This window comes from Stutzerimonas stutzeri, assembly GCF_051028275.1.
Taxonomy (GTDB): domain Bacteria; phylum Pseudomonadota; class Gammaproteobacteria; order Pseudomonadales; family Pseudomonadaceae; genus Stutzerimonas; species Stutzerimonas stutzeri_AS.
Genome location: NZ_CP069269.1, coordinates 3,709,769 through 3,723,457, shown reverse-complemented (window position 1 = coordinate 3,723,457; position 13,689 = coordinate 3,709,769). Strand labels below are relative to the sequence as shown.

Below are 13,689 nucleotides of genomic sequence, written 5' to 3'. Positions count from 1 at the left end.
TGTGTCGCTTTACCGAGCTTTGTAAACTGCTCCCCCTTTTGCCCACGTGTATGACGGGGTAGTTCCGTGCGCCGTCAATAAGGGGTTGATTTACAACGCATTTAGCTGGTGGAGTGCCTATGAGAGCAGGTCTGTTTCGTCCTGAAGAGTTCAAGGATAACTGCGGCTTCGGTCTGATCGCCCACATGCAAGGCGAGGCAAGCCATCACCTGCTTCAGACTGCCATTCAATCCCTCACCTGCATGACTCACCGAGGCGGTATCAACGCTGACGGTAAGACTGGCGACGGTTGCGGCCTGCTTATGCAGAAGCCTGACGCGTTTCTGCGCGCCATGGCCAAGCAGCATTTCAATGCCGATTTGCCTGAGCTTTACGCCGTCGGCATGATCTTTCTCAGCCAGGACGCCGCCAAGGCGGACGCAGCTCGCGCTACCCTCAATGAGCAGATTGCTGCGCAGGGACTGACCTTGGTTGGCTGGCGTGAAGTGCCAGTCGATACCACCGTACTAGGCCGCCTGGCCTTGGAGCGCCTGCCCCGCATCGAACAGGTGTTCGTTTGCGCTGAAGGGCTGTCAGAGCGTGACTTTGGCATCAAGTTGTTTTTCGCTCGCCGCCGTGCCGAAGTTGCGCTGGCCGAAGATAAAGAGTTTTACGTTTGTAGCTTGTCCGACAAGGACATCATCTACAAAGGCCTGATGATGCCGGCCGATCTGGCCCAGTTTTACCCCGACCTGGGTGACGAGCGTCTGGCGACCGCCATTTGCGTCTTCCATCAGCGCTTCTCCACCAACACGATGCCGCAATGGCCGTTGGCTCAGCCGTTCCGCTTCCTGGCTCATAACGGTGAAATCAATACCATCACCGGTAACCGCAACTGGGCACAGGCACGCCGGCTGAAGTTCGCCAACGAGTTGCTGCCCGATCTGGAAAGCCTTGATCCGCTGGTCAACCGCACGGGCTCTGACTCCTCGAGCATGGACAACATGTTGGAGCTCTTGGTCACCGGCGGCATGGATTTGTTCCGTGGCCTGCGGATGATCATCCCGCCGGCCTGGCAGAACGTCGAGACCATGGATCCTGATCTGCGTGCGTTCTACGAATTCAACTCCATGCACATGGAGCCCTGGGATGGCCCGGCTGGTGTGGTGCTGACTGATGGCCGACATGCGATCTGTCTGCTCGACCGCAATGGCCTGCGTCCTGCTCGCTGGGTCACGACCAAGAACGGTTACATCACCCTGGCCTCAGAGGTTGGTGTTTGGGACTACAAGCCGGAAGACGTGATCGCCAAAGGCCGCGTTGGCCCTGGTCAGATTCTAGCTGTGGATACCGAAACCGGGCAGGTGTTGCACACTGACGACATCGATAACCGCCTGAAATCGCAGCATCCATACAAAAGCTGGTTGCGGCAGAACGCGTTGCGTATTCAGTCGACCCTGGATGATAACGACCACGGTTCGGCCTTCTACGACGCCGACCAACTGAAGCAATACATGAAAATGTTCCAGGTCACGTTCGAGGAGCGTGATCAGGTTCTGCGACCACTCGCCGAACAGGGGCAGGAAGCGGTCGGCTCCATGGGCGATGACACGCCGATGGCTGTGCTGTCGCGCAGGGTGCGCTCTCCTTACGACTACTTCCGCCAGCAGTTCGCGCAGGTAACCAACCCGCCGATCGACCCGCTGCGGGAATCCATCGTGATGTCGCTCGAAACCTGCCTGGGTTCCGAGCGTAATGTCTTCGAAGAGACTGCCGACCACGCTGATCGCGCGATCCTGACGACGCCGGTTATCTCCCCAGCCAAGTGGCGCACGATCATGGAGCTCGACCGTCCTGGTTTCGAGCGTCAACTGATCGACCTCAACTACGATGAGTCGATCGGCCTTGAGGCAGCCGTATCCAATATCGCCGATCAGGCCGAAGAAGCTGTGCGCACCGGCAAGGTCATGCTGATTCTCAGCGACCGTAATATTCAGCCAGGCAAGCTGCCTGTGCATGCATCGCTGGCTGTGGGTGCGGTGCATCACCGCCTGATCGAGACCGGCCTGCGGTGCGATTGCAACATTCTGGTGGAAACAGCAACCGCGCGTGATCCGCACCATTTCGCCGTTCTGATCGGCTTCGGTGCGACGGCAGTCTATCCGTTCCTGGCATTCGAAGTGCTGGGCGACCTGATCCGCACCGGTGAAGTGCTGGGCGACCTGTACGAGGTGTTCAAGCATTATCGCAAGGGCATCTCCAAGGGTCTGCTGAAGATCATCTCAAAGATGGGCATCTCGACCATCACCTCCTACCGTGGCGCGCAATTGTTCGAAGCTGTGGGCCTGGCTGACGAGGTAGTCGACGTCAGTTTCCGTGGCGTCGCCAGCCGCATCAAAGGTGCACGCTTCGCCGATCTGGAAGCAGAGCAGAAGGCATTGGCTACGGAAGCCTGGAGCGCGCGCAAACCGATCCAGCAGGGTGGTCTACTCAAGTTTGTTTATGGCGGCGAGTATCACGCCTACAACCCCGACGTTGTCGCGGCGCTGCAGGTTGCGGTGCAAGAAGGCGATTACAGCCGCTTCAAGGAGTACACCGCACTGGTTGATCAGCGTCCTGCGGCGATGCTGCGTGACCTGCTCAAGCTCAAAGTATCCGAGAAGCCGCTTGCGCTTGAGGAAGTCGAGCCACTGCAGCAGATTCTCAAACGCTTCGATTCGGCAGGCATCTCGCTAGGCGCACTCTCTCCAGAGGCTCACGAAGCGATTGCAGCCGCGATGAACCGAATCGGCGCGCGCTCCAACTCTGGTGAAGGCGGCGAAGACCCCGCCCGTTACCGCACCGAGCGCAGCTCGAAGATCAAGCAGGTGGCCACCGGCCGATTTGGTGTCACGCCTGAATATCTGGTTAACGCCGAAGTTCTGCAGATCAAGGTTGCCCAAGGCGCGAAGCCTGGCGAAGGGGGCCAGCTGCCGGGCGGAAAGGTAAACGGTCTTATCGCCAAGCTGCGCTACGCGGTGCCTGGCGTCACCCTGATTTCACCACCGCCGCACCATGACATCTACTCGATCGAAGACCTCGCGCAGCTGATCTTCGACCTCAAGCAGGTCAACCCGAAGGCGCTGGTTTCGGTCAAGCTGGTGGCTGAGCCAGGTGTCGGCACCATTGCAGCTGGCGTCGCAAAGGCCTATGCCGATCTGATTACGATCTCCGGTTACGATGGTGGTACTGGCGCTTCTCCGCTGACCTCGATCCGTTATGCCGGATCGCCATGGGAGCTCGGCCTTGCCGAAACGCACCAGACGCTACGTGGCAACGACCTTCGCGGTAAGGTTCGTGTTCAAACAGACGGTGGCTTGAAAACTGGCCTGGACGTGGTCAAGGCGGCGATTCTGGGTGCCGAAAGCTTTGGTTTTGGCACGGCCCCAATGATTGCGCTGGGCTGCAAATACCTGCGCATCTGCCATCTGAACAATTGCGCTACCGGTGTGGCTACGCAGAACGACCAGCTGCGCAAGGACCACTTCATCGGTACGGTCGACATGGTCGTCAACTTCTTCACCTTTGTTGCTGAAGAAACCCGTGAATGGCTGGCGCGGCTTGGCGTGCGGAGCCTGCAAGATCTTATCGGGCGTACCGATCTGCTCGAGCTGCTGCCGGGCGAAACTGCCAAGCAGAACCATCTTGATCTGTCGCCACTGCTCGGCAGCGACCATGTCCCTGCTGACAAGCCGCAGTTCTGTGAGGTCGAGAAAAACCCACCGTTCGACCAAGGGCTGCTGGCTGAGGAAATGGTCAAGCTCGCACGGGAGGCCATCGACGCGAAGCTTGGTGGGGAGTTCGAACTGGACATCTGTAACTGCGACCGGTCCATCGGAGCGCGTGTATCGGGTGAAATCGCTCAGGTTCACGGCAACCAGGGCATGAAGGACGCGCCGATCACCTTCCGCTTCAAGGGCACGGCAGGGCAGAGCTTCGGCGTTTGGAACGCGGGCGGTCTGCACCTGTACCTCGAAGGCGATGCCAATGATTATGTTGGCAAGGGCATGACGGGCGGCAAGCTGGTCATTACCCCACCGAAGGACAGCGGGTACGCGTCGCAGGATTCCGCGATTGTCGGCAACACCTGCCTTTATGGCGCCACCGGCGGCAAGCTGTTCGCTAGCGGCACCGCTGGAGAGCGATTTGCCGTTCGTAACTCCGGTGCGCACGCGGTCGTTGAGGGCACTGGCGATCACTGCTGCGAGTACATGACTGGCGGATTCGTTTGTGTTCTAGGCAAGACTGGCTACAACTTTGGCTCCGGGATGACCGGCGGCTTCGCCTATGTCCTGGATATGGATAACAGCTTCGTTGATCGGGTAAACAACGAGCTCGTCAACTTGCAGCGCATCACGGGGGAGGCGATGGAAGCCCACCGTAGCCATCTGCAGGGTGTGCTGCGTGAGTATGTAGCCGAAACCGGTAGCGCATGGGGCGCAAAACTCCTGGAGAACCTCGACGACTACCTGCGTCGTTTCTGGCTGGTCAAGCCAAAGGCAGCCAACCTGGCGTCATTGCTGTCGAGTACTCGGGCCAACCCCCAATAAAAAAGGTTTAAGCGGTTGTTCTCGACGCCTGTATCCGAGAACAGCCCCGCTCCGTGATTGTCACGCAGTCTGCTGGCCTACGCTTGCGGCTGCCGCTAAGAGGTTTTGAAATGACTGAACGTCTGAATAACGACTTCCAGTTCATCGAAGTCGGGCGCAAGGATCCGAAGAAGAAGCTGCTGCGACAGCGCAAGAAAGAGTTCGTCGAGATCTATGAACCCTTCAAACCGCAGCAGGCTTGTGAGCAAGCCCATCGCTGTCTAGGTTGCGGCAATCCCTATTGCGAGTGGAAGTGCCCGGTTCATAACTACATTCCCAACTGGCTCAAGCTGGTGTCGGAGGGCAACATTCTTGCCGCTGCCGAATTGGCGCACCAGACCAACACATTGCCGGAAGTCTGCGGTCGCGTCTGCCCGCAGGACCGTCTGTGCGAAGGTGCCTGCACGCTGAATGATGGCTTTGGCGCGGTTACCATTGGTTCGGTTGAAAAGTACATTGCCGACACAGCCTTCGCTATGGGCTGGCGTCCGGACATGTCCAAGGTCAAGCCGACCGGCAAGAGGGTTGCGATCATCGGCGCTGGGCCAGCCGGTCTTGGCTGTGCCGACATCCTTGTGCGCAGCGGCGTCACGCCGGTCGTATTCGACAAGAACCCGGAAATTGGCGGTCTGCTGACCTTCGGTATTCCAGAGTTCAAGTTAGAAAAGTCCGTCCTTACCCGTCGTCGGGACATCTTCGCCGGCATGGGCATTGAATTCCGCTTGAACACGGAAGTGGGCAAGGACATCACCATCGACCAACTGCTCGCCGATTACGACGCAGTGTTCATGGGCATGGGCACCTACACCTACATGAAGGGCGGCTTCCCCGGGGAAGACCTGCCAGGCGTGCACGACGCGCTCGACTTCCTGATTGCGAACGTCAACCGTAACCTTGGTTTCGAGAAGTCAGCTGATGACTTTGTCGATATGAAAGGCAAGAAAGTCGTAGTTCTGGGCGGCGGCGATACGGCGATGGATTGCAACCGCACCTCCATTCGCCAGGGCGCCAAGAGCGTGACCTGTGCCTACCGGCGCGATGCGGCAAACATGCCGGGTTCTCGCAAAGAGGTGAAGAACGCCAAAGAAGAGGGCGTCAAGTTTCTCTTCAATCGCCAACCCATCGCCATCGTTGGCGAAGGCAAGGTCGAGGGCGTTAAAGTGGTCGAGACCCGTCTCGGCGCGCCGGATGCACGTGGTCGCCGTAGCCCGGAACCCATTCCTGGTTCCGAAGAAGTGCTGCCAGCCGATGCGGTCGTCATCGCCTTCGGTTTCCGCCCGAGCCCCGCTGACTGGTTTGAAGGCAAGGGCATTCAAACCGACAATCAGGGCCGTGTCGTGGCCCCGGAGATGGGTCAGTTCAAGCATCAGACCAGCAACCCGAAGATTTTCGCAGGCGGCGATATGGTGCGCGGTTCCGATCTGGTGGTGACGGCGATCTTCGAAGGCCGTCAGGCCGCTGAAGGCATCCTCGACTTCTTGGAAGTCTGACACCTCGGTGGGTCGCGATTCTCTGATCATCTTCGAGGCTTACCGTTGGCGCGGAAAGCCTGATCCGAATCAAGCCCATAGATAAAAGGCACGGCGCTCGCCGTGCCTTTTGTTTTCCGCTTTGCGACAATGCCGCCACTTTTTTGCTGGAACCCAGACATGACTGCCTTGAAGAACGACCGCTTTCTCCGCGCCTTGCTCAGGCAACCTGTCGACGTCACCCCGGTGTGGATGATGCGCCAGGCCGGACGCTACCTGCCGGAATACCGGGCCAGCCGCAGCAAGGCTGGCGACTTCATGAGCCTATGCATGAATCCGGAGCTGGCTTGTGAGGTCACGCTTCAGCCGCTTGAGCGTTACCCGCTGGATGCGGCGATCCTGTTTTCCGACATTCTCACGGTACCTGATGCCATGGGCCTTGGGCTGTACTTCGAGACAGGTGAAGGGCCGCGGTTCAAGAAGGTCGTTCACAGCATGGCCGATATCGAAGCACTGCCGGTTCCGGATCCCGAGCAAGACCTTGGCTATGTAATGAACGCGGTGCGTACCATCCGTCGCGAGCTCAACGGCCGGGTGCCGCTGATTGGCTTTTCCGGCAGCCCTTGGACCTTGGCGACGTACATGGTCGAGGGCGGCTCTTCGAAAGACTTCCGCAAATCGAAGGCCATGCTCTACGAAAACCCGCAAGCCATGCACGCACTGCTGGATAAGCTGGCGCAGTCGGTAACTGCTTACCTAAACGGGCAGATCCTTGCAGGTGCACAGGCCGTGCAGATTTTCGATTCATGGGGCGGAAGCTTGTCGGCGGCGGCCTATCAGGAATTTTCCTTGGCCTATATGCAGAAGATTGTTGATGGCCTGATTCGCGAGCACGACGGGCGTCGCGTACCGGTGATTCTGTTCACTAAAGGCGGTGGGTTGTGGCTGGAGTCCATGGCTGCTTCCGGGGCCGAAGCCTTGGGTCTCGACTGGACATGCGACATTGGTGCCGCACGCGCCAGGGTCGGCGACAAGGTTGCACTCCAAGGCAATATGGACCCGAGCGTACTGTTCGCCAAACCCGATGCCATTCGAGCGGAGGTGGGGCGTATCTTGGCGAGCTTCGGTAGTGGCGAAGGCCATGTATTCAATCTTGGCCATGGCATTACGCCTGAAGTCTATCCGGCACATGCCGGTGCGTTTATCGAGTCGGTCCACGAACTATCGGCGCAATACCACCGGAGCTAAAAGCAAAAAGAGCCGCTCAAGCGGCTCTTTTCATTACGGCTGCTGGTAGTGCCCCGGGGTGGTCTCGGAGTCATGTTCATGGACCAGTTTGGTCACGCGAATATCGGTTATCCCGATGACCTCCGCCTGTTCCAATACCTTACCTTCATCTGCCGTAGCGTCTGGCATCACCAGGCTATTCTCGGCGTCGCCATTGTGCAGCTCGATGAGATGCCTGGCGGCGCTGGCTTGGGACATCCGCTCGTCATCTGACTCAATGATCTGGTTTCGCGGATCGTTCTGAAAGATGTAGTTGACTTCGAATTTATGCGATGGCTTATCGAACATGGGAGCTCCTGAGCAGAGGTTGATCTGTTCAGTTGACTCTTGAGTCCATTTATTTGTTCGACGCGGACGGTGGTAGGCGACGGTCGGAGCTATAGTGTCGAAAGACTAGCGCTCGGCTGCCCGAGCGCCACGAACCATCATTTGACCTTTGCAAGATTGCCCTTGAGCGCGACGCCAGCCATGATCGCGCCGGCATGGCATTCATATTTCTGGCTATCTTTATATTCGACGTGCTTGTAGTTGCTGGCGATGTCCACCACGGCATTGGCACCTGCAACCTTCGCGGCCTTCTGCATGCCGATCAGCGCTGATTGCAGCGCCCAGCTGCAAGCGCCCTCGTCAGTCTTGTTGAAAGCGTTGGTCTTCTTGCTGGTAGTAACGTCACGACGGATAACCTCCGCATCTTTAGGTGACTTACCTGCCAGATAGAACTTTACGCTGCCGTCGAGCTTGCCAGAGGCGGTCGCCTCTGCCACGACCTGATCAAACGGTAAGTAGTGAGTGGTGTCGCGAGCCTGACTGATGCTGGGCACTGCACTGAGCATGATTGCTGTAGCGATCCATAGGGGGTGTTTCATCTGCATACTCCTTGCTTTATTTTGGGGGGAGGAACTTAGCCCCAGCGGCGAAAGATCAACGAGGTGTTGATGCCACCAAAGGCGAAATTATTGTTCATCACATGCTCATGCTGCATGGTGCGCGGCGCGTCTACGAGGTAGTCCAGTTCGCCACAGCGCGGATCAATGCTCTGTAGGTTGAGGGTGTGTATATAGCGGTCGCTGTTCATCATCTCGATGGTGAACCATGACTCCAGCGCGCCGCAGGCACCCAGCGTGTGACCAAGGAAGCTCTTCTGGGAGCTGATGGGCATGCCGCTACCGAAAAGCGACTGGGTGGCGAGGGTTTCAGCTATATCGCCCTGCTCGGTAGCGGTGCCGTGACCATTGACATAGCCGATGGCACCGGGCCGCAACCCGGCATCTTCGAGCGCGAGCTGCATGGCGCGGCACATGGTTGCTTGCTCGGGCTTGGTTGCGTGCTGCCCGTCGGCATTACTACCAAAGCCGATCAGTTCAGCGTGAATGGTCGCGCCCCGGGCCAGCGCATGCTCCAGTTCTTCCAGCACCAGCATGCCGGCGCCTTCTCCGATAACCAGACCGTCGCGGCCTGCGTCATACGGGCGGGGAGATGTATGCGGCGCATCGTTTCGCAGGCTGGTGGCGTATAGAGCATCGAAGACCATGGCTTCGGTGGCACAGAGTTCCTCGGCTCCACCGGCAAGCATCATCGGCACACGACCAAACTTGATTGCCTCGTAGGCGTAGCCGATTCCCTGACTGCCGCTGGTACAAGCGCTGGACGTGGGGATCACGCGGCCAGTGAGACCAAAGAAGATGCTGACATTGGCCGCTGTGGTGTGCGGCATCATGCGGATGTACGAGTTGGCGTTCAGGCCATCGGCCACCGAGTTGAGCAGCATATTGCCGAACGCTTTGATTTCTTCGGTACTGCCGGTGGACGAGCCGCAGGCGACGCCCATGCGACCGTCGCGAATCGACGGATCATCGAGCAGACCCGCGTGATCAAGGGCCTGCTCTGAAGCCTTCACAGCCAGCCGCGAGACCCGGCCCATGCTGCGCAACTGCTTGCGGGTCCAGTGCTTGGGGACCGTGAAATCATCTACCGGCCCCGCCAGTCTGGTATTGAGCTCAGTGAAGCGATCCCACTCGTGCATATAGCGGATGCCGCTGCGGTTGCCGCTGAACTGAGCTTCAATGCTGGCCCAGTCGCTGCCCAATGAGGTGATGCCGGCCATGCCAGTGATGACGACGCGTTTCATCAGCACAACCCGCCGTTGACTGCGAGGACCTGACGGGTGATGTAGCTAGCCTCTTCGGACATCAGGAAATTGACCGCACCGGCGACTTCCTCCGGCGTGCCCATGCGCTGTGCAGGGATCATCTTGAGCATTTCCTCGATGGGTAGGTCGTCGTCGAGCATTTCCGTATCGATCAGGCCCGGCGCGACGCAGTTGACGGTGATACGGCGCTTCCCGAGCTCCACAGCAAGCGCTTTTGCTGCGCCAATCACGCCGGCCTTGGATGCGCTGTAGTTAACCTGACCGCGATTGCCAATCAGCCCTGATACGGAGGTGATGCAGACGATCCGTCCTGGCTGGCGCCGACGAACCATAGGCATGGTCAACGGTTGCAGCACATTGTAGAAGCCGTCCAGGTTGGTGCGCATGACCAGATCCCAGTCGTCCTCAGTCAAGGCCGGAAAGGCGCCGTCGCGGGTAAGCCCAGCGTTACAGACCACTCCGTAGTAAGCGCCATGCAGTTCGACATCTGCCGCCAGCTGTTCGCGACATTGTCCGCGATCAGCTACATCGAACTGGAGGATCCGGGCCGTACGGCCCATGTTTTGAATCTGAGTCTGAACGGTTTCCGCCTCGTCCCGCCGCGCGCGGCAGTGCAAAACGATGTCGTAGCCGCTTTGCGCCAGGCGCAGTGCAATGGCGCGGCCGATGCCACGGCTGGAGCCGGTGACGAGGATGCTTTTACTCATGGGGAAGGCTCTTGCAGATAACTCGCCACTTCAGGCGGGCGAAACACATTGAGACGCGCCTCGGCATGGATGCCAGGCCCGTCGAGATGGCATTCGAATACGCCCATGCCGTTGTCATCCTGCAATGAGCGCATCGCATGGATGCGTAACTGGCTGCCAGCCGGAAAACGCTCGACGTTGCATTGATAGCGGCGAGTCCCCAGCAAGAAACCTAGCTCCACTGGCTGCCCAGCCAGTCGCGCTTGGCAGCCGGCGAAGGCGGCGACCGCCTGCGCCATTATCTCGATACCGACCCAGGCCGGCAGGCTTCCATCGGGCAAACTGAGCAGGCCAGCACTTTTTACCTGTAGCTGGGCAATGATGGTGTCAGCGTCAAAAGACTCGACTGCATCGAGCAGGATCATGTCGGTCGCATGAGGTACCAGTTCGGCGATTGGCCAATCGATCATGGCGCATCTCCCAGGATCAGGCTGATGTTGTTACCGCCAAAGGCGAATGAGTTACTCATCAACCGTCGGGGTCCAGTGGTCAATGCTGCCACCGAGCCCGCTACAACGAGGTTGAGGCGCGGCAGTTCGGCATCTTGCTCGCCGTCCCAGCAATGTGGAGGCAACAGCTGGGTGGGATTGTGTTGAGATAGCGTCAGCCAGCAGAACGCAGCCTCGAGCGCGCCGGCGGCGCCCAGCGTGTGTCCGGTGAGCGGCTTGCTGGATGAGCAGGGCACGCCAGCCGGAAAAACCGCAGTGACAGCCAGGCTCTCCATCGCATCGTTGTGTCGCGTCGCGGTGCCGTGCAGGTTCAGATAGGTGATCTGCTCCGCTGTCGTCGCGGTGCTGCGCAGTGCCTTGCGCATTGTCTCAATGGCGCCGAGACCCTGAGGGTCAGGCGCAGAAATATGGTGAGCATCGGAGCTGGCACCGCCACCAAGGAGGACGATGGGGGCTTTCTCACGAGTCATCAGGAAGATTGCGGCTGCTTCGCCAATGTTGATGCCGTCGCGGTTAACCGAAAACGGATTACAGGTGCGCTCGCTGGTTGCCTCCAGCGAACTGAAGCCGCGTAGCGTCAGATCGCATAGGGTGTCCACTCCGCCGCATATCACCGCATCGCAGATGCCTGCATCCAGCAACCGCTTCGCGCTCAGCAATGCGCGTGCGCTGGACGTGCATGCAGTGGATATCGAGTAGCTGGGGCCGCTGAGCTGCAGCCGCTCGCTGATGAAACTGGCCGGTGCGCAGAGCTCCTGATGGCTGTAGTGGTAGTCGGATGGCAACTGCCCGTTTCGGCCCAGGCTGGCTATACCTTGGGTGGCCTCCTGAATACCGGAAGTGCTCGTCCCAATGACTACACCGACACGGCCAGGCCCGAAGCGGATGATCGCTTCTTGCAAATCCGTTTCGATTTCTTCCAGGGCAGCCAGTAGTAGCCGGTTGTTTCGGGTGACATGTCGCTGTGGAGTGTTGCCAAGCGAGGGCAGATCGGCAGTAACAGCCCCGACCGGCAACCTGCGTCCTGCGACCATTTGCGGGTGTGGCTGCATACCCGAGCTGTCGCCTGCCAGCAGGCGTCGGGCGACTTCAGCCTTGCCGCGGCCCAGCGCGCAGATCAGCCCGAGTGCATTGAGGTAGGCGGTCATTCTGGGCGGGCTCCGGCTGGCACGATAGGCGCGACACGATAGGTGAGCCTTGGCCCGACGTCGAGTTCGAAGCTGCCATTGTCCATATAGTGAACGTGCCAGGCGGATACATCGTCCGCCATCGACCGACTATTCTGCCGCACACTCCAGGGTCGACCCACATAGATCTCGTCCAGCTGCTCGGCGGGGCTGAGCGCAAACAGCAAGGCGGCAAACAGCGCGCGCGCTTCGGCATTGGGCGGTAGCAGGCCGTCCGCCTGCCAGCGGCCATCAAGCAATAGCTGGCGCGCCAATGGCACACCTAAAGGATTGAATAGCGACCAGCGCAATCCTGAACCTTCCTGCTGGATCACCAATAGCCAATCGTCCGTTGCATCTTTTTCGTGACGCTCGACATGCAGTTGCATTGGTAGCGACAACTGTGGCGTCTGGTCTGGCAAGGGCTGGCGATGGGCGCAGGCTCCGAGCAACAGCAGGATTGATAGCCAAGCCAGATGCGGCAGGTGGTGTTTCGACAACATCATACCGGCGCCGGATTGGCACAGAGCTCGGACAAAACCCGCAGGCGGCGTCTGGGCTCGGCGACGTAGGGATTCCTGGTGTCCCAGGCATAACCGGCAAGGATCGAACAGATCATTCGACGAATCTCCGGCTGGGCGCGTTCGTAGTAGATCACGTCCTGGAAACTGCCGTCATACCAGCCCTCGACATAGGCGCGGAAAGTGTCCACGCCCCGCTTGAGTGGGGTTGAGAACTCGCTGTCCCAGTCCACTGCTTCGCCATTCAGCTGCCGATGGAGTACCGCAGCGGCCATACTCGCCGAGCGCATTGCGATGGTCACGCCGGATGAAAACACGGGGTCCAGAAATTCGGCGGCATTGCCCAGCAGGGCAAAGCCGGGGCCGTGCAGCGCTTTGACATTGGCTGAGTAACCGTTGATCAGGCGAGCTGGGGTGTCCCATTCTGCATGCTTGAGGAAACGCTTGAGGTTGGGCGCCTCCATGACGAATTCCTTGAGACAGGCGTCAAGATCCAGCGGACGCCCTTCGTAGCGTTCGACGCTGGCAACCACCCCCAATGAGCAACGGCCGTCGCTGAATGGAATGGTCCAGAACCAGACATCGCGCAGCTCCGGATGAGTGGTGATGAGTATCTTGTCACGGTCGAAATGTGGGTCGTCAATGTTGTCCCGAATGTGAGTGAACACAGCGCGGCGCAGCGGAAAGCTCGACGGCGCTTCGAAATCGAGCAGGCGCGGCAGTACCCGGCCATAGCCACTGGCGTCGAGTATGAATGTGGCCTCGAGAGAATACTCGCTACCGTCGAGGCGGCGTACCTGCAAACGCGGGTGAGAGCCATTGAAATTCGCAGCGAAGATTTCTTCTTCGTAGCGAATCTCTACGCCTTGCAGCGCTGCCTGGTCGGCCAGCAGCTGGTCGAAATCGGCTCGCTGAACCTGATATGTACTGCCGTGGCCCTCAGTGAATTTGTCGCGAAAATCAAACTCCGTATAGCGGTCGCCGCAACCGAACGCTGCGCCATGCTTGGTCTGAAATCCCGCGGCCTGGACCGCTTCAAGCATGCCGGCTTCTTCGATGAAATCCAGGCAGTGCGAGAGCAGGCTCTCTCCGATCGAAAACCGTGGAAACCGCTGTCGCTCGATGATCAGCACGTCGTGCCCTCGGCGCTTGAGCAACGCGGCGGCGATGGCCCCGGAAGGCCCCGCGCCGATAATGACGACGCTACGGTTTTCAGAATGCGAGGAAGCCTTCATGTGTTCGACTCGACAAGGGTGGCGGACGCCGGTTGCTGCCGGCGGGTTGAAAAAAACGAA

11 protein-coding genes are annotated in these 13,689 nt (G+C 59.2%); 3 read left to right on the top strand and 8 right to left on the bottom strand.

What is annotated here, in order from left to right; translation table 11 throughout:
- Window positions 1–119: 119 nt before the first annotated feature.
- The 3 genes from gltB to hemE all read left to right on the top strand — a co-directional run bounded on the left by gltB (window position 120) and on the right by hemE (window position 7,324).
- Window positions 120–4,568 carry a glutamate synthase large subunit gene (gene gltB, locus JQR87_RS17350; protein WP_407294748.1) on the top strand — a complete coding sequence of 1,483 codons (4,449 nt, stop codon included), beginning with the start codon at window positions 120–122 and terminating at the stop codon, window positions 4,566–4,568.
- Window positions 4,569–4,678: 110 nt separating this feature from the next.
- Complete coding sequence (locus tag JQR87_RS17345) at window positions 4,679–6,097, top strand: FAD-dependent oxidoreductase (protein WP_407294749.1); 1,419 nt, start codon at window positions 4,679–4,681, stop codon at window positions 6,095–6,097.
- Window positions 6,098–6,256: 159 nt separating this feature from the next.
- Window positions 6,257–7,324, top strand: coding sequence for a uroporphyrinogen decarboxylase (gene hemE, locus JQR87_RS17340; RefSeq protein WP_407294751.1), 1,068 nt, complete (start codon window positions 6,257–6,259; stop codon window positions 7,322–7,324).
- Between the two features lie 33 nt (window positions 7,325–7,357).
- On the opposite strand, the gene JQR87_RS17335 is transcribed toward hemE, so the two are convergent.
- The 8 genes from JQR87_RS17335 to JQR87_RS17300 all read right to left on the bottom strand — a co-directional run bounded on the left by JQR87_RS17335 (window position 7,358) and on the right by JQR87_RS17300 (window position 13,629).
- The gene (locus tag JQR87_RS17335; protein ID WP_407294753.1) at window positions 7,358–7,651 is read right to left on the bottom strand and encodes a hypothetical protein; all 294 of its coding nucleotides are present in this window, start codon (window positions 7,649–7,651) and stop codon (window positions 7,358–7,360) included.
- 137 nt (window positions 7,652–7,788) lie between these two features.
- The gene (locus tag JQR87_RS17330) at window positions 7,789–8,229 is read right to left on the bottom strand and encodes an excinuclease (RefSeq protein ID WP_407294755.1); all 441 of its coding nucleotides are present in this window, start codon (window positions 8,227–8,229) and stop codon (window positions 7,789–7,791) included.
- A 35-nt stretch (window positions 8,230–8,264) separates the two neighbouring features.
- A complete protein-coding gene (locus JQR87_RS17325) occupies window positions 8,265–9,491 on the bottom strand; it encodes a beta-ketoacyl-ACP synthase (protein ID WP_407294757.1) in 1,227 nt (408 codons plus the stop codon).
- Window positions 9,491–10,219, bottom strand: a complete 729-nt coding sequence (gene fabG, locus JQR87_RS17320) for a 3-oxoacyl-ACP reductase FabG (RefSeq protein ID WP_407294759.1) — start codon at window positions 10,217–10,219, stop codon at window positions 9,491–9,493. The genes JQR87_RS17325 and fabG overlap by 1 nt, the downstream gene beginning before the upstream one ends.
- The gene (locus JQR87_RS17315; RefSeq protein WP_407294761.1) at window positions 10,216–10,668 is read right to left on the bottom strand and encodes a hotdog family protein; all 453 of its coding nucleotides are present in this window, start codon (window positions 10,666–10,668) and stop codon (window positions 10,216–10,218) included. Before JQR87_RS17315 ends, fabG begins: the two co-directional genes overlap by 4 nt.
- Entirely contained in the window at window positions 10,665–11,855 is a 1,191-nt protein-coding gene (locus JQR87_RS17310; protein ID WP_407294763.1) for a beta-ketoacyl-[acyl-carrier-protein] synthase family protein, read from the bottom strand. Before JQR87_RS17310 ends, JQR87_RS17315 begins: the two co-directional genes overlap by 4 nt.
- Window positions 11,852–12,379, bottom strand: coding sequence for a hypothetical protein (locus tag JQR87_RS17305; RefSeq protein WP_407294764.1), 528 nt, complete (start codon window positions 12,377–12,379; stop codon window positions 11,852–11,854). The genes JQR87_RS17310 and JQR87_RS17305 overlap by 4 nt, the downstream gene beginning before the upstream one ends.
- On the bottom strand, window positions 12,376–13,629 hold the full coding sequence (locus JQR87_RS17300) for an NAD(P)/FAD-dependent oxidoreductase (RefSeq protein ID WP_407294766.1): 1,254 nt from the start codon (window positions 13,627–13,629) through the stop codon (window positions 12,376–12,378). The genes JQR87_RS17305 and JQR87_RS17300 overlap by 4 nt, the downstream gene beginning before the upstream one ends.
- Window positions 13,630–13,689: the final 60 nt, after the last annotated feature.

What these genes read in the sequence shown, in the direction of transcription:
- gltB (WP_407294748.1), top strand. Translation starts at nt 120, where the DNA reads ATGAGAGCAGGTCTGTTTCGTCCTGAAGAGTTCAAGGATAACTGCGGC.
- JQR87_RS17345 (WP_407294749.1), top strand. Translation starts at nt 4,679, where the DNA reads ATGACTGAACGTCTGAATAACGACTTCCAGTTCATCGAAGTCGGGCGC.
- hemE (WP_407294751.1), top strand. Translation starts at nt 6,257, where the DNA reads ATGACTGCCTTGAAGAACGACCGCTTTCTCCGCGCCTTGCTCAGGCAA.
- JQR87_RS17335 (WP_407294753.1), bottom strand. Translation starts at nt 7,651, where the DNA reads ATGTTCGATAAGCCATCGCATAAATTCGAAGTCAACTACATCTTTCAG.
- JQR87_RS17330 (WP_407294755.1), bottom strand. Translation starts at nt 8,229, where the DNA reads ATGAAACACCCCCTATGGATCGCTACAGCAATCATGCTCAGTGCAGTG.
- JQR87_RS17325 (WP_407294757.1), bottom strand. Translation starts at nt 9,491, where the DNA reads ATGAAACGCGTCGTCATCACTGGCATGGCCGGCATCACCTCATTGGGC.
- fabG (WP_407294759.1), bottom strand. Translation starts at nt 10,219, where the DNA reads ATGAGTAAAAGCATCCTCGTCACCGGCTCCAGCCGTGGCATCGGCCGC.
- JQR87_RS17315 (WP_407294761.1), bottom strand. Translation starts at nt 10,668, where the DNA reads ATGATCGATTGGCCAATCGCCGAACTGGTACCTCATGCGACCGACATG.
- JQR87_RS17310 (WP_407294763.1), bottom strand. Translation starts at nt 11,855, where the DNA reads ATGACCGCCTACCTCAATGCACTCGGGCTGATCTGCGCGCTGGGCCGC.
- JQR87_RS17305 (WP_407294764.1), bottom strand. Translation starts at nt 12,379, where the DNA reads ATGATGTTGTCGAAACACCACCTGCCGCATCTGGCTTGGCTATCAATC.
- JQR87_RS17300 (WP_407294766.1), bottom strand. Translation starts at nt 13,629, where the DNA reads ATGAAGGCTTCCTCGCATTCTGAAAACCGTAGCGTCGTCATTATCGGC.